Source organism: Stenotrophomonas sp. KH_036_B (assembly GCF_057839485.1).
The window spans coordinates 1851028-1869694 of sequence record NZ_CM174491.1; the positions used below are offsets into that span (position 1 = coordinate 1851028).

Genomic DNA, 18667 nt, shown 5'->3' on the forward strand with positions numbered 1-18667 from the left:
TTGTTTGTTTTATGACGCCTTGGCAAGACCGCTTCACGAGTCTGCTTCCCCGCGCCGCCATCGTGGCCCACGACCTTTTCATGGTCTGGGCGTGCTGGCAGCTGCTGCATGCCGGCCGCTATTCCATGCTGGCCGATGCCCCCTCGCTGCCGCTCTGGAACATCGACACCTCGCTGGTGCTGGTGATCCAGGCCATCGTGTTCTGGCGCGTGGGCCTGTATCGGGGCCTCTGGCGCTTCGCCAGCGTGGCCGACCTGCTGCATATCTTCAAATCCAGCTTCATCGGGCTGCTCGCCATCGTGGTGGTGCTGGCCTACAAGCGCTTCAACGGCGTGCCGATGTCGGTGCTGGTGATCTATCCCTTCGCCCTGTCCGCACTGCTGGGCGCGCCGCGCCTGCTGTACCGGGCCTGGAAGGATTACCAGGCACTGCAGTCCGATGCGACCGCGCGCCGGGTACTGATCCTGGGCGCCGGCCAGGCCGCAGAGGCCCTGGTCCGTGACCTGCGCCGTTCCGGTGATTTCCATCCGGTGGGCCTGCTGGATGATGCCCCGCACCTGCAGGGCGCCAAGCTGCAGGGGCTGCCCATCCTGGGCACGCTCGACGATGCCCCGGCGGTGGTGCGCGAAACCGCGGCCAAACTGCTGGTCATCGCCATTCCCTCGCTGGACGCGGCGGGCATGCAGCGCGTAGTGGCCATCTGCGAAAGCACGGGTGTGCCGTTCCGGATGGTGCCCAAGCTCAATGACGTGCTGCTGGGCCATTCACTGCCTGGCGAGCTGAAAGAAGTGGCGATCGAGGACCTGCTGGGGCGCAAGCCGATCCTGCCGGACTGGTCGCTGATCCGCGGTTGGCTGGGTGGACGCACGGTGCTGGTCACCGGCGCCGGTGGCTCGATCGGTTCGGAGCTGTGCCGCCAGTGCGCGCGGCATGGGGCAGGGCGGATCGTCCTGCTGGAAATGAGCGAACTGCTGCTGCTCACCATCGAGGCCGAGCTCAAGCGCAGCTTCCCCGACCTGCTGGTCGAGGCGGTACTGGGCGATTGCGGCGATCCGGCGGTGATCCGCCATGCGCTGTCCCTGTCGCAGGTGGACGCGGTCTTCCACGCAGCCGCGTACAAGCAGGTGCCGGTGCTGGAGCGCCAGCTGCGCGAGGCGGTGCGCAACAACATCCTGTCCACCGAAACGGTGGCGCGTGCCTGCGTCGAGGCGCGCATCGAGCATTTCGTGTTCATCTCCACCGACAAGGCCGTGGACCCGGTCAATGCGCTGGGCGCCAGCAAGCGCTACGCCGAGATGATCTGCCAGAGCCTGGACCAGAAGACCACCCACACCCGCTTCGTCACCGTGCGCTTCGGCAACGTGCTGGCGTCGGCAGGCAGCGTGGTGCCGGTGTTCCGCGAGCAGATCCTCAAGGGCGGTCCGGTCACCGTGACCGACCCGGAAGTCACCCGCTATTTCATGACCATTCCCGAAGCCTGCCAGCTGATCCTGCAGGCGGCCGCGTCCGCCTCGCATGGGGCGATCTACACGCTGGACATGGGCGAGCCGGTACCGATCCGGGTGCTGGCCGAGCAGATGATCCGCCTGGCGGGCAAGCAGCCGTACAAGGACATCGCGATCATCTATACCGGCCTGCGCCCGGGCGAGAAGCTGCACGAGACGCTGTTCTATTCGGACGAGGACTACCGCCCCACGTCACACCCCAAGATCCTCGAGGCGGGCGTGCGTACGTTCGCCCGCGAGCAGGTCCTGGGCAATGTACCGCGCCTGCGCGAGGCCATCGCCAACTACGACACCGATGCCATCAACAGCATCCTGTTCGCGACGATGCCGGAGTTTGCGCCGCTGCAACAGGACGATCACGTCGAGTCGGCTAAAGTGCTTCCCTTTCCGGCGCGAGAGGCCAACAGGCTGTGACGAGCACACGCATTCGCAAGGCGGTTTTTCCGGTGGCGGGTCTGGGAACCCGTTTCCTTCCGGCGACCAAAACGGTACCCAAGGAGATGCTGCCGATCATCGATCGGCCGCTCATCCAGTACGCCGTCGATGAGGCGATCGAAGCGGGGTGCGACACCCTGATCTTCGTCACCAACCGCTACAAGCATGCGGTGGCCGACTATTTCGACAAGGCCTACGAGCTCGAGCAGAAGCTGGAGCGCGCGGGCAAGACCGAGTTGCTGGAACTGGTCCGCAACGTGTTGCCGGAAGGCGTTCGCGCGGTCTTCGTTACCCAGACCGAGGCACTGGGCCTGGGCCATGCGGTGCTCTGCGCGAAATCCGTGGTCGGTGATGAGCCCTTCGCGGTGCTGCTGCCGGACGACCTGATCTGGAACCGCGGCGACGGCGCACTCAAGCAGATGGCCGATCTCAACGCCGCCACCGGTGCCAGCGTGATCGCGGTCGAAGACGTGCCACACGAGAACACCGCGAGCTACGGCATCGTGGCGACCGAGGCCTTCGACGGCCGCAAGGGTCGCATCGCGCAGATCGTGGAGAAGCCGAAGCCGGAAGATGCACCGAGCGACCTGGCCGTGGTGGGACGCTACGTGCTCAGCCCGAAAATATTCGAGCTGCTTGAGTCGACCGGCCGGGGTGCCGGCGGTGAAATCCAGCTGACCGACGCCATTGCCGAACTGCTGAAAACAGACGAGGTCGATGCCTACCGTTTCGAAGGCACCCGGTTCGACTGCGGTACCCATCTGGGCCTGGTCGAAGCGACCATCCGCTTCGCCCTCGAGAACAAGAAGCTGGCCAAGCCGGCGCGCGAGAAGCTGACGCAGATGCTGGCCGAGGATTGATCGCTACGCGATCGATCAAATGAAAAGGGCGGCCCGAGAGGCCGCCCTTTTTTTTGGTCCGCGTACCGACCAACGGTCGGTACCTGCCGGGGAGACCGACCAGCGGTCGGTCCCCGTCGGTGCATCACAGCGATTCGAAAATACCCGCCGCGCCCATGCCGGTGCCGATGCACATGGTGACCATGCCGTACTTCTGCTGGCGACGGCGCAGGCCGTGCAGCAGGGTGGCGGTGCGGATCGCACCGGTCGCGCCGAGCGGGTGGCCGAGCGCGATCGCGCCGCCCAGCGGGTTGACCTTGGACGGATCCAGGCCGCAATCACGGATGACCGCGAGCGACTGCGCGGCGAAGGCTTCGTTGAGCTCGATCCAGTCCAGCTGGTCCTGGGTCAGGCCCGCCTGCTTGAGCGCCTTCGGGATGGCGGCGATCGGGCCGATGCCCATCACTTCCGGGCGTACACCGGCGACCGAGAAGCTGACGAAGCGGGCCAGCGGGGTCAGGCCGTAGTCCTTGATCGCCTGCTCGGAGGCCAGCAGCACCGCACCGGCGCCATCGCTCATCTGCGAGGAGTTGCCGGCGGTGACGGTGCCGCCGAACTGGCCGTTGCGGAACACCGGGCGCAGCTTGGCCAGACCTTCAGCGGACGAATCCAGGCGCGGACCTTCGTCGGTGTCGACGATCCTGTCGCGGGTGATGATGCGGCGGCCGTCGGCAAGGTCGGGCTGGCGGGTGCGTACGTCGTACGGGCTGATCTCGTCCTTGAACTCGCCGTTCTGGATGGCGGCGATGGCCTTCTGGTGGGAGGCGAGCGCGAACGCGTCCTGCTCCTCACGCGAGACCTTCCACTCTTCGGCGACCTTCTCGGCGGTGATGCCCATGCCGTAGGCGATGGCGACGTGGTCGTTGTCGAACACGCTCGGGGCCATCGCGATCTTGTTGCCCATCATCGGCACCATCGACATCGACTCGGTGCCACCGGCCAGCATCAGGTCCGAATTGCCCAGGCGGATCTGGTCGGCGGCCATGGCCACGGCCTGCAGGCCAGAGGAGCAGAAGCGGTTGACGGTCTGCGCGGCGATCGTGTCCGGCAGGCCGGCCAGCAGCACGCCGATGCGCGCCACGTTCATGCCCTGCTCGGCTTCCGGCATGGCGCAGCCGATGATGGCGTCGTCGATGCGGCTGAGGTCGATGCCCGGCGCCTGCGCGACCACGGACTTGAGCACATGGGCGAGCATGTCATCGGGACGGGTATTGCGGAACACGCCCTTGGGCGCCTTGCCTACCGGGGTGCGGGTGGCGGCGACGATGTAGGCGTCCTGGATTTGCTTGGTCATTGCAGTGATCTCTTGAATGTAGGGACAGGTGTGCCGACCAGCGGGCGGCACCTGCCGGGCGCGGACGGAGGCCGTCGCGCCCGGCGCGCCATCAATTGCGCAACGGCTTGCCGGTCTTGAGCATGTGCGCGATGCGGGCCTGGGTCTTTTCCTGCTGGGCCAGTTCGACGAAGTGCTTGCGCTCCAAGGTGAGCAGCCACTCTTCGTCGACCAGCGTGCCGCGATCCACTTCGCCGCCGCACAGCACGGTGGCGATGCGCACGGCGATCTCGTAGTCGTACGGGCTGATGAAACGGCCTTCCAGCATGTTCACCAGCATCATCTTGAAGGTGGCGATACCCACGTCACCGGCGACCTGGATGCGGCGGGCCGGCATCGGCGGACGGTAGCCGCCTTCGGCCAGCGCCTGCACTTCGGCCTTGGCGATGTACAGCGCTTCGAAGCTGTTGAACACCACCTTGTCGGTCGGGCGCATCAGGCCCAGCTCCTGCGCATTGACCGCCGAGTTGGAGACCTTGGCCATGGCCACGGTTTCAAAGGTCTTCTTCAGCTCGGCGAACACGTCACCGCCCGGACCAGCGGCCTGCGACGCGCGCACCGCCAGCTCCTTCAGGCCGCCACCGGCGGGCAGCAGGCCCACGCCGGCCTCCACCAGGCCGATGTAGCTTTCCAGCGCCGCCACGCTCTTGGCGCTGTGCATCTGGAACTCGCAGCCGCCACCCAGGGCCAGGCCGCGCACGGCGGTCACCACCGGCACCAGGGAGTATTTGATGGCCTGGCTGGTGCGCTGGAAGTTGTGCACCATCTCTTCGAACTGGTCGACCTTGCCGGCCTGCAGCAGGCCCAGCGCGCCGGCCAGGTCCGCACCGGCGGAGAAGGGTTCCTTCTGCTGCCAGATGACCAGACCCTTGAAGTCCTTCTCGGCGCGCTTGATCGCGTCCTGCAGGCCGTTGAGGACGTGGTCGGACACGGTGTTCATCTTGGTCTTGAAGCTGACCACGGCAATGCCGTCGCCGTCGTGCCACATGCGCACGCCGTCGTTCTCGAACACGGTTTCACCCGGGCTGAAGGTCTCGCCCAGCAGCGGATCCGGGAAACGCTGGCGCTGGTACACCGGCAGCGCCGAACGCGGCAGCTTGGCGTTGCGCGTGGGGCTGTAGCTGCCTTCGGCGGCGTGCACGCCATCGCGGCCATCGAACACCCAGTCCGGCAGCGGGGCGTTGCTCATGCTCTTGCCGGCGACGATGTCATCGGCGATCCACTGTGCCACCTGCTTCCAACCGGCAGCCTGCCAGGTCTCGAACGGGCCGAGCGACCAGCCGTAGCCCCAGCGGATGGCCAGGTCCACGTCGCGCGCGGTCTCGGCGATGTCGGCCAGGTGGTAGGCGCTGTAGTGGAACAGGTCGCGGAACGTCGCCCACAGGAACTGTGCCTGCGGGTGCTGGCTCTCACGCAGCTTGGCGAATTTTTCGGCCGGGTTCCTGATCTTGAGGATCTCGACCACTTCCGGCGCCGCGGTGCGATCGGCGGGGCGGTAGTCCTGCTTCTCCAGGTCCAGCACCACGATGTCCTTGCCGACCTTGCGGAAGATGCCGGCGCCGGTCTTCTGGCCGAGGGCACCCTTGGCGATCAGTGCGTCCAGCCACTTCGGCGCGCTGAAGTACTGGTGCCACGGATCGTTGGGCAGGGTGTCGCCCATCGTCTTGATGACGTGGGCCATGGTGTCCAGGCCGACGACATCGGAGGTGCGGTAGGTCGCCGACTTGGGACGGCCGACCAGCGGGCCGGTCAGGCCGTCCACTTCGTCGAAGCCCAGGCCGAACTGCTGGGTGTGGTGGATGGTGGACAGGATCGAGAACACGCCGATGCGGTTGCCGATGAAGTTCGGGGTGTCCTTGGCGTACACCACGCCCTTGCCCAGGGTGGTGACCAGGAACGCTTCCAGGCCTTCCAGCACCGAAGCATCGGTGGTGGTGGCCGGAATCAGCTCGGCCAGGTGCATATAGCGCGGCGGGTTGAAGAAATGCACGCCGCAGAAGCGGTGGCGCAGCTGCTCGGGCAGCACGTCGGCGAGCTTGTTGATGCCCAGGCCCGACGTATTGGAGGCCAGCACGGCATGGTCGGCCACGAACGGCGCGATCTTCTTGTACAGGTCCTGCTTCCAGTCCATCCGTTCGGCGATGGCCTCAATGATCAGGTCGCAGTCGCGCAGCTGCTCCAGGCCGGTCTCGTAGTTGGCGGGCGTGATCGCCTCGGCGTAGGACTTGCTGGCCAGCGGGGCAGGGCTGAGCTTGCCGAGGTTGGCGATCGCCTTGAGCACGATGCCATCGGCCGGACCTTCCTTGGCGGGGAGGTCGAACAGCACGGTGTCGACGCCGGCGTTGGTCAGGTGGGCTGCGATCTGGGCACCCATGACGCCGGCACCCAGCACGGCGGCGCGGCGGACTAGCAGGGAATTGGACATGTCGATAAGCCTTTGGTTGTCTGGAAGTCGGGCCTGGCCCGGCTCTACGGGGTGGAGAGGGACGTTGCCGTCGGCACGGGTACCGCGCTTGCGCGGAAGCCGGCTTCGGCGAAATGGATCAATTCCTGGGCGGCATGCGCACGATGCGCCGCTTCGGTGACACCGGCGGGTCGCTTGATCAGGCCGAAATCGGCCATCGCATAGGTCAGCGATCCGGCCAGGAAATCCAGCCGCCAGTACAGCTCTTCCTTGCTCAGGCCCGGCACGCAGGCGGCAATGGTCCTGCCGAACTCGCGCAGTACATGGCCGTAGTGGTCGGAGAGGAACTTGCGCAGGTTGTCGTTCTTTTCGGCGTAGGCGCGGGCAATCACCCGCACGAAGGCGCCACCGCTCTGGCGGTCCTGGGCCATCGCCAGGGCGGGCTCGACGAAGGCGGCCAGCACCGGCCGCAGCTGTCCGGGATGGTCCTGGCGGGCCGACTCCAGCTGCGAGAGCCGGGCGGCGGTCATTTCGTCCATGCGCCGACGGAAGACCTCGTTGACCAGGTTTTCCTTTGAGCCGAAGTGGTAGTTCACCGCCGCGATGTTCACGTCGGCCTGGCTGGTCACCTGGCGCAGGGAGGTGCCGGCGAACCCATGCTGGGCGAACAGCTCCTCGGCGGCGCCGAGAATGCGGTCCTTGGTGGAGAAGTGGGCGGGCTTGGCCATGGCGGGCAGGGTTCAATCAAACGATTGTTTGATATTAGACCTGGATGGGCGGGCTGGCATGCTGCGGCGCAGCAGATATGGCCTGTCGTTCATCTGCCGTGGGGGGGGGGGGGGGCGTCCGGGCGTGGGTGGACCTGTAAATGTGAATGGAGGGCCTTCCTGCGTCCGCCGGGCCTGCCGGGGAGGGCCTTCCTCCGTCATTGCTGGGCTTGCCACGCAGGGCGTGGCACTACCGTAGATTCGGCCTGCCACGGAGGGCCTTCCTGCGTCATTGCTGGGCCTGCCACGCAGGGCGTGGCACTACCGTTGATTCCGCCTGGATCCGGGGTGCTACGGATGCGTGGCACTGCGACCCTTGAGGCTGTAGAATTACGCCACGTATATAGGCTAAGCCCGCGTTTTGACGCGGGTTTTTTTCATGTTACTCTCGGGCCGATCAGTGGCCCGCCCAACGGAGAATTCCCATGGCGCTGGAGCGCACCCTTTCCATCATCAAGCCGGACGCCGTCGCCAAGAACGTCATCGGTGAAATCTACGCCCGCTTCGAAAAGGCCGGCCTGAAGGTCGTCGCCGCCAAGTACAAGCAGCTGTCGCGCCGCGAAGCGGAAGGCTTCTATGCTGTGCACCGCGAGCGTCCGTTCTTCAACGCGCTGGTCGAGTTCATGATTTCCGGCCCGGTGATGATCCAGGCGCTGGAAGGCGAGAACGCCGTCCTGGCCCACCGCGACCTGCTGGGCGCCACCAATCCGAAGGAAGCTGCTGCGGGTACCATCCGCGCCGATTTCGCCGAATCCATCGATGCCAACGCCGCCCACGGCTCGGACTCGGTCGAGAACGCTGCAATCGAAATTGCCTACTTCTTCGCCGCCACTGAAGTGGTCTCGCGCTGAGAGTGATGCCGTGAACGAGGTCGTACAGCCCACCGCCATCCCCTCCGTACTCGTCCCGAGTCCGGTTGTGGCCAAGCAGAACCTGCTCGACCTCGATCGCGAGGGTCTGGAGCGCTTCTTCGCCGAGACACTCGGCGAAGCGCGCTACCGTGCCCACCAGGTGATGAAGTGGATCCACCACCACTACGTCACCGATTTCGACCAGATGACCGACCTGGGCAAGGCGCTGCGCAGCAAGCTGCAGCAGCACGCCGAGGTCCGCGTGCCGAATATCGTGTTCGACAAGCCCTCCGCCGACGGCACCCACAAGTGGCTGCTGGCGATGGGCACCGATGGCAAGAATGCCATCGAAGCGGTGTACATCCCGGACAAGAACCGCGGCACCCTGTGCGTGTCCTCGCAGGTGGGCTGCGCGCTGAACTGCACCTTCTGTTCGACCGCCACCCAGGGCTTCAACCGCAACCTCTCCACCGCCGAGATCATCGGCCAGGTGTGGGTTGCCGCACGCCACCTGGGCAACATCCCGCACAAGCAGCGTCGCCTCACCAACGTGGTGATGATGGGCATGGGCGAGCCGTTGATGAATTTCGAGAACGTCGTGCGCGCCATGAGTGTTATGCGCGACGACCTGGGCTACGGCCTGGCCAACAAGCGCGTGACCCTGTCGACCTCCGGCCTGGTGCCGCAGATCGACCGCCTGTCCGCGGAGAGCGACGTCTCGCTGGCCGTCTCGCTGCATGCGCCCACTGACGCGCTGCGCGAAACGCTCGTGCCGCTCAACAAGAAGTACCCGATCGTGGAGCTGATGGCCTCGTGCGCACGCTACCTGCGCGCCAACAAGCGACGCGAATCGGTCACCTTTGAATACACCCTGATGAAGGGCATCAACGACCAGCCCGAGCACGCCCGTCAATTGGCGCGGCTGATGCGCCAGTTCGACAATGCCGTGCAGACCTCGCATGCGGGCAAGGTCAACCTGATTCCCTTCAACCCGTTCCCGGGCACCCGCTACGAGCGATCGGGCGACACGGAAATCCGTGCCTTCCAGAAGATCCTGCTCGACGCGCAGGTGCTGACCATGGTGCGACGCACCCGTGGCGACGACATCGATGCCGCCTGTGGCCAGCTCAAGGGCCAGGTCATGGATCGCACGCGTCGCCAGGCCGAATTCAACAAAACACTGCAGGACGGGAAAAACCGGGATGCCGCTGCCTGACCTCCGATTGCCAGCCGTTGTTCTCGTCGCGCTGGCATTGGCCGGATGTGGCAGCAAAGGCATCAAACCCTCCAGCGCGCCCTTGGGCATCGCACCCGAATACGTGGCGCGTGACAATGCCGATACCCGGCGCCGGGTGAACTATCAGGACCAAGTGACCCTGTCGGCGGAGGCGTTCCGCGCCGGTGCGATCGACGTTGCCGAAAAACGGGCGAAGAGCGCGCTGAAACTCGATGCCAGCCGCCCCGACGCGTACATCCTGCTTGCGGCCCTGGCCAACCAGCGCGGCGCCGATGCCGAGGCTGGCCCGCTGTTCCAGAAGGCGGCCGAGCTCGCGCCGAACAGCGGCGAGGTGCTCAACAATTATGGCGCGTGGTTATGTGGTCATGGCCGGGCCACCGAAGCCCTGCCGCTGTTCGACCGCGCGCTTGCCGCGCCCGGCTACCGCACCCCGGCTGCGGCCCTGGCCAACGCCGGTGGCTGCGCGCTTGATGCCGGGCAGCCGGAGCGGGCGTCCCGTGACCTGCGCAAGGCCCTGGCGCTGGAGCCGGACAACGCCTACGCGCTGGAATCCATGGCCCGCAACGAGTACGCCCAGAACCGCTATTTCGAGGCGCGAGCCTTTGCGCAACGGCGTCTTGCGGCTGCACCGGCCACACGTTCCGTGTTACAACTTGCGTCTCAAATCGAGGCGCAGCTCGGTGACACAGTGGCATCCGGTCGCTATCTGCAGCGAATTCGCGACGAATTTCCGCAGGATGCGGCTCCCAATCCCCGGAGTTGAAGCATTGTGATTGATGACCAGACTGTGAACGCTTTTGACACCGCAGCCGGCTGTGGAGCACGTCTCCGCCAGGCGCGGGAAGCGGCAGGACTGACGCTCGAAGCAGTGGGGCAGCAGTTGCGCATGCCGGTGCAGGTGGTGAAATCGCTGGAGGCCGAACAGTGGGATCGCCTCGGTGCCCCGGTATTCGTCCGTGGCCAGCTGCGCAGTTATGCGCGCCTGCTCAAGATCGACCTGGGTGATGTGCTGGAGCAGTCCCGGATCGGGCCGGTCGTGCCGCCGCAACTGGTCAGCCACACCCATACCCCGCGCGCCCGTCGCATTGCCGAAAGCCTGGGTCGCCGCGTGCTGTACGTGGGCATCACGGCCGCATTGGCCGTGCCGGTCTGGTTCGCGACCCGCGGGCATTTCGACAGCCCCTCCAGTACCCCCAACACCGCGTCGCTGGATGTGATTCCAGCGGCGGTGCCGGTCGTCGGCAGCGCCGAGCCGGCGTCCCCGAGCAGCCCGGTCGCCGCGCCTGCCGCGGCGCCCAGCGCGCCCTCGGCACCTTACCTGGCCTCCTTGACCCCGGTCCCGCGTACCGCTGCTGCGCCGTCGGCGCCCGGTGGCGCGCTGAACCTGCAGTTCAACGGCGACAGCTGGGTGGACATCGCCGCCCCCGATGGCAGCACCGTAGAGAAGGCGCTGATCAAATCGGGCGAAACGCGCAGCTTCAGCGCGGGCCAGGTGGGCCGGATGACGCTGGGCAATGCGTCGGCGGTCGAGGTTCAGCAGGCCGGCACTATCGTCGACCTTTCGCCTTACCAGCGAGCCAACGTGGCACGCTTTACGGTATCCTCTGACGGCTCCGTGGCTCCGGTTTCACACTGAGTCGCGTTTCCCAATTCAATTCAAAGAGTCCCTCCTGACAGGCAGGGGCGAGAGTACGCATGGCGATCGACGACCTGCTCGACGAGCACGAACAAAGTGAACGCGTCCGCAGCTGGCTGCGGAAGAATGGTGTCAGCATCATCGCTGGTGTGGCGATTGCCATCGGCGGCATTGCTGGCTGGCAGTGGTGGCAGAAGGAACAGGGCAATCACCTAGCCGGCGCCAACGTGCAGTACCAGACCGTGCTCAAGCACCTCCAGGACAAGAACCTGGATGCGGCCGCCAAGGGCTTGAAGGAGCTTGAGGGCAGCAAGGCGAACATCTACGCCGACCTGGCCTCGCTGCAGCTGGCCAAGGCACAGGTCGACGCCGGCAAGAACGAAGACGCGCTGGCGACCCTGCGCGCGATCCAGGCCGACCCCGAATTCAAGCCGGCGATCGACCAGCGCATCGCGCGCCTGCTCATGGCCACCGGCAAGAACGACGAGGCCATCAAGCAGCTCGGCACCGCCAGCGACAGCGCCAGCCTGGAAATCCATGGCGACGCGTTGATGGCGCTGGGCAAGCGTGATGAAGCCCGCGGGCAGTATGAGAAGGCGCTCAAGACGCTGGACGTGGCAGCGCCGCAGCGGCGCCTGCTGGAAACCAAAGTGATGGATGCCGGTGGCACCGTCACCGATCCTGCGGAGTCGGTGTAATGAAGCAGATGGTCATGATCAAGCGTGTCGCCACCCTGGTACTGATGGGCGTGGCGTTGTCCGGTTGCACCACCGTCAAGGGCTGGTTCGCCGGCAAGGACGCGGCGGCCAAGAAGGCGCTGGAGCCGGCGGAGCTGGTGAAATTCGAGCCGACCGCCAAGGTCGACCGGATCTGGAGCGCCAACGTCGGCAAGGGCGAGGGGCGCATCGGCGTCCGCCAGGGCCCGGTGGTTGCCGATGGCCGCGTATACGCGGCGGCGATCTACGGCGGCGTGCACGCGCTGGATCTGCAGACCGGCAAGACGGTCTGGACGTATGAGCCGGCCAAGGTGAAGAAGCAGCCCAAGCTGCGCCTCTCCGGTGGTCCGGGCGTTGGCGAAGGCCTGGTGGTGATCGGCACGCTTGACGGCCAGGTCATCGCACTGGACGCCAACGACGGTACCGAGAAGTGGCGTGCCAAGGTGCCGGGCGAAGTGATCGCCGCACCGGCCGTCGCCCAGGGCATCGTGTTCGTGCGCAGCAACGACGGCCGCGTGACGGCCTTCGATGCCAGCAATGGCACCCAGAAGTGGTTCAACCCGCGTGAGCTTCCTGCCCTGACCGTGCGTGGCAACGCGCCGGTGGTGGCGGGGCCGGGCGTGCTGTTCATCGGCAACGATGACGGCAGCGTCGCCGCGCTGGCCATGCAGGACGGCCGCACCGTATGGGACCAGATGGTCGCCAACGGCGAAGGCCGCACCGAGCTGGAGCGCATGTCGGATATCGATGGCGCCCCGGTGCTGGAAGGCAACACGCTGTTCGTGAGCAGCTTCAAGAGCCAGACCATGGCGATCGATGGCCCGACCGGCCGTCCGCTGTGGACGCGGGATCATGGTGGTGCCGGCGGCGTGGCCCTGACCTCGGGCAATGTATTCGTGACCGACAACAAGGGCGGCGTGTTCGGCCTGGACAAGGCCGGCGGCACCGCGATGTGGTCGCAGAACGGCCTGGCCCGGCGCTCGCTGACCGGTCCGGTCGTGCAGGGAGATTTCGTTGTAGTCGGTGACTACAAGGGTTACCTGCACTGGTTGCGGACGGATAATGGTGAACTGGCCGCGCGCGCCAAGAGTGGCGGCGACGCCCTGCTGGCGCAGCCGGTAGTCGCCGATGGGATTCTGCTCGTGCAGAACGTTGATGGAAAGCTGACCGCATTCCGGTTGGCACAATAAGGAGTTACCGCGATGCTGCCCTTGGTCGCCCTGGTTGGACGGCCGAATGTCGGCAAGTCCACCATTTTCAATGCGCTGACCCGTACCCGTGACGCCCTGGTCCATGACCAGCCTGGCGTCACCCGGGACCGCAACTATGGTGTTTGCCGTCTGGACGAGGACAACCATTTCCTCGTCGTCGACACGGGCGGCATCTCGGAGGATGAGGAAGGTCTGGCCGGTGCTACCGCCGACCAGGCCCGCGCTGCCGCGGGTGAAGCCGACCTGATCGTGTTCGTGGTGGATGCCCGTGACGGCACCTCCGCGCAGGATGACGAGATCCTGTCGTGGCTGCGCAAGCTGTCCCGGCCGACCCTGCTGCTGATCAACAAGATCGACGGTACGCACGAAGACACCGTGCGCGCGGAGTTCGCCCGCTACGGCTTCAGCGAAATGCTCACCATGTCGGCCGCGCATCGGCAGGGCCTGGACGACCTGCTCGAAGAAGTGGTCCAGCGGCTGCCCGAGGAAGGCAGTGCCGAGGAGATGGACAACGATCCGGCCCGCATGCGCATTGCCTTCGTCGGCCGCCCCAACGTGGGCAAGTCGACGCTGGTCAACCGCATCCTGGGCGAGGAGCGGATGATCGCCTCCGAAGTGCCCGGTACCACCCGCGACTCGATCGCGGTGGACCTGGAGCGTGACGGGCGCGAGTACCGCCTGATCGACACCGCCGGTCTGCGCCGCAAGGGCAGGGTGGAAGAGGTGGTCGAGAAGTTCAGCGTCATCAAGACCCTGCAGGCCATCGAGCAGTGCCAGGTGGCCGTGCTGATGCTGGACGCCAGCGAAGGCGTGACCGATCAGGATGCCAGCGTGCTCGGTGCGGTGCTCGATGCCGGCCGCGCACTGGTCGTGGCGATCAACAAGTGGGACGGGTTGACCGACTACCAGCGCGAGCAGGCCGAGGCGCTGGTGGCGCGCAAGCTGGGCTTCGTGCCGTGGGCCGAAGTGGTGCGCATCTCGGCCAAGCATGGCTCGGGCCTGCGCGAGCTGTTCCGTGCGGTTCACGCGGCACATGCCTCGGCAACCCACGAGTTCAGCACCAGCGAGGTCAACAAGGCGCTGGAAGTGGCGTACGAGACCAACCCGCCGCCGGCGATCCGTGGCCATGTCTCCAAGCTGCGCTACGTGCACCCGGGCGGCTCCAATCCGCCGACCTTCATCGTGCACGGTACGCGTCTGAAGGATCTGCCGGAGTCGTACAAGCGCTACCTGGAGAACTTCTTCCGCAAGCGCTTCAAGCTGGTCGGTACCCCGGTGCAGTTCATCTTCCGCGAGGGTGCCAACCCATACGAGGGCAAGAAGAACGTGCTGACCGAGCGTCAGATCGCCAAGAAGAAGCGCCTGATCAAGCACGTAAAGGGCAGGTAACGTAGTGCCACCCCATGGGTGGCTGCGCGATGCCAATGGACCCGGCCGTAGAGCCACCCCATGGGTGGCTGCGCGATAATACGGCCATGACCGCCATCCCCGAGATCACCCCCGAACAGGCCCGCCACCGCCTCGCGCAAGGCGCGCTTCTGATCGACGTACGCGAACCGCACGAGCGCGCCACCGGCATGGCCGAAGGTGCGTTGGGCATCGCCAGGGGCGAACTGCAGGCAGATCCATCAACGCACCTGCCCGCGCTGGGTCGCGACGTCGTGCTCATCTGCCAGAGCGGCAAACGCTCCATGGACGCCGCCCAGGCACTGGCCGAGCTCGGCTACCCCAACATCGCCTCCGTCCACGGCGGCACCACCGCGTGGCGCGCTGCCGGGCTGCCGCTCGTGCAGCCGCTGCAGAGCGACGACGAGCGCGATTTCAACGAGCGTTATTCACGCCACCTGCTGCTGCCCCAGATCGGCGTGGCCGGCCAGCAGGCGCTGCTCGGTGCCCGCGTGTTGGTGCTCGGCGCCGGCGGGCTCGGCTCACCGGCGGCCTTCTACCTGGCGGCGGCGGGGGTAGGGCACCTGCGCATTGCCGACGATGACGTGGTGGATCGCAGCAACCTGCAGCGGCAGATCCTGCACACCGATGCCAGCGTGGGACTGCCCAAGGTAGATTCCGCCCGCGAGCGGCTGCTCGCGCTCAATCCGCGGCTGGACGTGGAGGCGGTGCAGGCGCGGGTGAGCTCGGCCAACATCGACGCGCTGCTGGAAGGCGTGGACGTGGTGGTGGATGGCTCCGACAACTTCCCGCTGCGCTACCTGCTCAACGACGCCTGCATACAGCACGAAATTCCGCTGGTGTATGGCGCGGTGGAGCGTTTCACCGGCCAGGTGAGCGTGTTCGACGCCGGCCGCCAGCGCGGGCAGGCGCCGTGCTATCGCTGCCTGTTCCCCGAGCCGCCGCCGCCCGGGTTCGCGCCCAACTGCGCCGAAGCCGGGGTACTGGGCGTGCTCCCGGGCATGGTCGGCCTGCTGCAGGCCACCGAAGTGCTCAAGCTGCTGCTCGGCATGGGCGAGCCGTTGGTGGGGCGGTTGCTGACCTTCGATGCATTGGGCATGCGCTTCCGCGAGATCCGGCTGCGGCCCGATCCGGCGTGCCCGCTGTGCGCGCCGGGGCATGCGTTCCCTGGGTATATCGATTACGCCGCGTTCTGCGGCGGTGTGTAGCGATCAGGTGCCGCCGCGCAGGGCCCGGCGCACGCCTGGGTGGAATGATGTGGTGGTTTATTGGCCGGTCGTTCCATTTGCGGCACGATCATGCGCACCCTCCGTGCTATTTCCCTGCATCAACTTGCCCTATCGTGAGGGCTGATCCGAGTTGCAAGGAAAGACCGCATGGCGGTGGAAGCAGGTGCCAGTGAACTGGTGAAAGTGGTCGCCCTGCTGGGTGCGGCAGTGGTGATGGTGCCGCTGTTCCGCCGGCTGGGGCTGGGATCGGTGCTGGGCTACTTCGCCGCCGGGCTGGCCATCGGGCCGTTCGGGTTCGGATGGTTCTCCGACCCGCAATCCATCCTGCATACCGCCGAACTCGGCGTGGTGATGTTCCTGTTCGTCATCGGCCTGGAAATGCGGCCCTCGCACCTGTGGAGCCTGCGCAACGAAATCTTCGGCCTGGGCACGCTGCAGATCGTGGTGTGCGGCGCCGTGCTCACCGGGGTGTGCATGTTGTTCGGCTTCCCGCTGCCGGTGGCCTTCATCGGTGCGGCCGGTTTCGTGCTCACCTCTACGGCCGTGGTGATGCAGCTGCTGGCCGAGCGCGGCGACATTGCGTTGCCGTCGGGCCAGAAGATCGTCTCCATCCTGCTGTTCGAAGACCTGCTGATCGTGCCGCTGCTGGCCGTGGTGGCGTTCATGGCGCCGGTGCAGGCCGACGCGGGAAGCAGTTCGCGCTGGCTCACCGTCGGCATCGCGGCAGGTGCGATTGTCGGGTTGGTGCTGGTCGGCCGGTTCCTGCTCAATCCACTGTTCCGCATCCTGGCCGCGGCCAAGGCGCGCGAGGTGATGACGGCGGCCGCGCTGCTGGTGGTGCTGGGCGCGGCACTGCTGATGCAGCTGGGCGGTCTGTCGATGGCGATGGGCGCGTTCCTGGCCGGCGTGCTGCTCAGCGAGTCCACCTTCCGCCACCAGATCGAAGCGGATATCGAGCCGTTCCGCGGCATCCTGCTGGGACTGTTCTTCCTCAGCGTCGGCATGGCGCTGGATCTCACCGTCGTGGCCAACAACTGGCCGCTGATCGTGTCCGGCGTGTTCGCGTTGATGCTGGCCAAGGCGGTCTGCATCTACACCGTGGCGCGCATCCTGGGCAGCGATCACCGCCAGGCGCTGGACCGTGGCGTGGTGATGGCGCAGGGCGGCGAGTTCGCCTTCGTGCTGTTCTCGGCCGCCGCCGCTGCCGGCGTGATCAGCGTGGAGGTCAATGCCAACCTGACCGCGATCGTGGTGCTCTCCATGGCGCTCACCCCGCTGTTCGTGCTGCTGCACGACAAGCTGATGCCGGTGCGCGAAGTGTCGCTGGAAGGAGTGGATACGGCCGACGGCATGTCCGGCAGCGTGCTGATGATCGGCTTCGGCCGCTTCGGCCAGGTCGCCAGCCAGTCGCTGCTGGCCCGCGACGTGGACGTGACCATCATCGACAACGACGTGGACATGATCCACAACGCCGAGCGTTTCGGGTTCAAGATCTACTACGGCGACGGCACCCGCCTGGACGTGCTGCACGCCTCCGGTGCGGCCACCGCACGGGCGATCGCGGTGTGCGTGAACAACGCGCAGGATGCCGATCGCATCGTTGAGCTCGTCGCGCATGAATTCCCGCAGGCCAAGCTGCTGGTGCGGTCTTTCGACCGCGAGCATTCGCTGCGCCTGATTCATGCCGGGGTCGATTACCAGATCCGCGAGACGTTCGAATCGGCCTTGCTGTTCGGCCAGGCTGCGTTGACCGAACTGGGCGCCGATGCCGACGACGCCCGTGACATCGCCGAACAGATCCGCCAGCGCGACGCCGAGCGTTTCGAGCTGGAAATGGCCGGCGGCGACCTGCTCTCCGGGGCGCACATGGTGTTCGGCACCGCGTTGCCTGGCGTGCCCACGCCGACGCCGTTCACCGCGCCCAAGCGCAAGGCGCGCACCCTCAACGCCGACGAAGTGCCCGAAGAGGAAGAATGACCCCGCCACGTTAATCGGGGACAATACCGTCCCCGCCGCCCCACGCCCCTGACTTCGATGAACGATACCGCCCCCCGTCAGCCCGCCCGCATCCTGGACGGCCGCCGCATCGCCGAAGACCTGCTGGACAGCCTGAAGGTCCGCGTCGACGCGCGCCTGGCCGCCGGTGGCAGCCGGCCGGGGCTGGCCGTGGTGCTGGTGGGCGGCGACCCGGCGTCGACCGTGTACGTGCGCAACAAGCGCCGGGCGGCAGAGAAGGTCGGCATCGAGGCCTTCGACTACGATCTGCCGGCGGGCACCACGGAAGCCCAGCTGTTGACCCTGATCGACCAGCTCAACGCCGATCCGAAGATCCACGGCATCCTGGTGCAGCTGCCGCTGCCGGGTATTCCCGACGCCAACCGGCTCATCCACCGCATCGACCCGCGCAAGGACGTGGACGGTTTCCACCCGGAAAACGTCGGCCACCTGGCCCTGCGTGAATTCGGCCTGCGCCCGTGCACCCCGCGCGGCATCACCACGCTGCTGGGCCACACCGACCAGCCGGTGCGCGGCCGCAACGCCACCATCGTCGGGGTCAGCAACCATGTAGGCCGGCCGATGGGCCTGGAGCTGTTGATCGCCGGCTGCACCGTCACCAGCTGCCACAAGTTCACCCCCAAGGACGTGCTGGAACAGGCCGTGCGCAACGCCGACATCCTGGTGGTGGCCGTGGGCCGCCCGGGCATCGTGCCCGGCGAGTGGGTCAAGCCCGGCGCGGTGGTGATCGACGTGGGCATCAACCGCCTGGACGATGGCCGCCTGGTCGGCGACGTGGGCTTCGAGGCCGCCGCCGAACGCGCCAGCTGGATCACCCCGGTTCCGGGCGGGGTAGGGCCGATGACGGTGGCGACCCTGATGCAGAACACGATCGAGGCCGCGGACGCATCAGCGCAATCGCGCTGACGCTCCCGCGGTTTGCTTCGCAAAGCGCGGGCCCCAACTCACCAGCCCCCACGCCCCCGCCGCTTCGCGGTCGCCCCCGAACATCGGGGGCTGTATTCTCCGGTACGTGAACGGG

Annotated in this window: 15 protein-coding genes; 12 read left to right on the forward strand and 3 right to left on the reverse strand. The window is 66.5% G+C overall.

The genetic code is table 11. From position 1 onward, the window contains the following. The first annotated feature begins 11 nt into the window (after positions 1-11). On the forward strand, positions 12-1919 hold the full coding sequence (locus AC3ITN_RS08545) for a polysaccharide biosynthesis protein (protein WP_313342584.1): 1908 nt from the start codon (positions 12-14) through the stop codon (positions 1917-1919). Further along, positions 1916-2800, forward strand: a complete 885-nt coding sequence (gene galU, locus AC3ITN_RS08550; RefSeq protein WP_489392657.1) for a UTP--glucose-1-phosphate uridylyltransferase GalU — start codon at positions 1916-1918, stop codon at positions 2798-2800. Before AC3ITN_RS08545 ends, galU begins: the two co-directional genes overlap by 4 nt. A gap of 124 nt (positions 2801-2924) precedes the next feature. On the opposite strand, the gene AC3ITN_RS08555 is transcribed toward galU, so the two are convergent. The 3 genes from AC3ITN_RS08555 to AC3ITN_RS08565 form a co-directional block, all read right to left on the reverse strand. Further along, positions 2925-4133 carry an acetyl-CoA C-acyltransferase gene (locus tag AC3ITN_RS08555; RefSeq protein WP_489392658.1) on the reverse strand — a complete coding sequence of 403 codons (1209 nt, stop codon included), beginning with the start codon at positions 4131-4133 and terminating at the stop codon, positions 2925-2927. 91 nt (positions 4134-4224) lie between these two features. Beyond that, a complete protein-coding gene (locus AC3ITN_RS08560) occupies positions 4225-6597 on the reverse strand; it encodes a 3-hydroxyacyl-CoA dehydrogenase/enoyl-CoA hydratase family protein (protein WP_489392659.1) in 2373 nt (790 codons plus the stop codon). Positions 6598-6641: 44 nt separating this feature from the next. Next, positions 6642-7304, reverse strand: coding sequence for a TetR/AcrR family transcriptional regulator (locus tag AC3ITN_RS08565; protein ID WP_489392660.1), 663 nt, complete (start codon positions 7302-7304; stop codon positions 6642-6644). A 464-nt stretch (positions 7305-7768) separates the two neighbouring features. Here AC3ITN_RS08565 and ndk point away from each other — a divergent pair, with 464 nt between their 5' ends. The 10 genes from ndk to folD all read left to right on the forward strand — a co-directional run bounded on the left by ndk (position 7769) and on the right by folD (position 18552). Next, positions 7769-8194, forward strand: a complete 426-nt coding sequence (gene ndk, locus AC3ITN_RS08570) for a nucleoside-diphosphate kinase (RefSeq protein ID WP_008265389.1) — start codon at positions 7769-7771, stop codon at positions 8192-8194. 10 nt (positions 8195-8204) lie between these two features. Further along, a complete protein-coding gene (rlmN, locus tag AC3ITN_RS08575; protein WP_313342599.1) occupies positions 8205-9410 on the forward strand; it encodes a dual-specificity RNA methyltransferase RlmN in 1206 nt (401 codons plus the stop codon). Further along, positions 9397-10194, forward strand: a complete 798-nt coding sequence (gene pilW, locus AC3ITN_RS08580) for a type IV pilus biogenesis/stability protein PilW (RefSeq protein ID WP_313342600.1) — start codon at positions 9397-9399, stop codon at positions 10192-10194. Before rlmN ends, pilW begins: the two co-directional genes overlap by 14 nt. Positions 10195-10200: 6 nt before the next feature. Then, complete coding sequence (locus tag AC3ITN_RS08585; protein WP_313342602.1) at positions 10201-11067, forward strand: helix-turn-helix domain-containing protein; 867 nt, start codon at positions 10201-10203, stop codon at positions 11065-11067. Positions 11068-11126: 59 nt separating this feature from the next. After that, the gene (locus AC3ITN_RS08590; RefSeq protein ID WP_489392661.1) at positions 11127-11765 is read left to right on the forward strand and encodes a YfgM family protein; all 639 of its coding nucleotides are present in this window, start codon (positions 11127-11129) and stop codon (positions 11763-11765) included. Beyond that, positions 11765-12973, forward strand: coding sequence for an outer membrane protein assembly factor BamB (gene bamB, locus AC3ITN_RS08595; RefSeq protein ID WP_313342607.1), 1209 nt, complete (start codon positions 11765-11767; stop codon positions 12971-12973). Before AC3ITN_RS08590 ends, bamB begins: the two co-directional genes overlap by 1 nt. Positions 12974-12985: 12 nt before the next feature. After that, positions 12986-14383: a ribosome biogenesis GTPase Der gene (gene der / locus AC3ITN_RS08600; protein WP_313342609.1), complete on the forward strand. Its 1398-nt coding sequence runs from the start codon at positions 12986-12988 to the stop codon at positions 14381-14383. 86 nt (positions 14384-14469) lie between these two features. Then, the gene (moeB, locus tag AC3ITN_RS08605) at positions 14470-15609 is read left to right on the forward strand and encodes a molybdopterin-synthase adenylyltransferase MoeB (protein WP_489392662.1); all 1140 of its coding nucleotides are present in this window, start codon (positions 14470-14472) and stop codon (positions 15607-15609) included. 168 nt (positions 15610-15777) lie between these two features. Then, the gene (locus tag AC3ITN_RS08610) at positions 15778-17607 is read left to right on the forward strand and encodes a monovalent cation:proton antiporter-2 (CPA2) family protein (RefSeq protein WP_489392663.1); all 1830 of its coding nucleotides are present in this window, start codon (positions 15778-15780) and stop codon (positions 17605-17607) included. Between the two features lie 57 nt (positions 17608-17664). Then, a complete protein-coding gene (folD, locus tag AC3ITN_RS08615) occupies positions 17665-18552 on the forward strand; it encodes a bifunctional methylenetetrahydrofolate dehydrogenase/methenyltetrahydrofolate cyclohydrolase FolD (RefSeq protein WP_489392664.1) in 888 nt (295 codons plus the stop codon). The last annotated feature ends 115 nt before the right edge of the window (positions 18553-18667 follow it).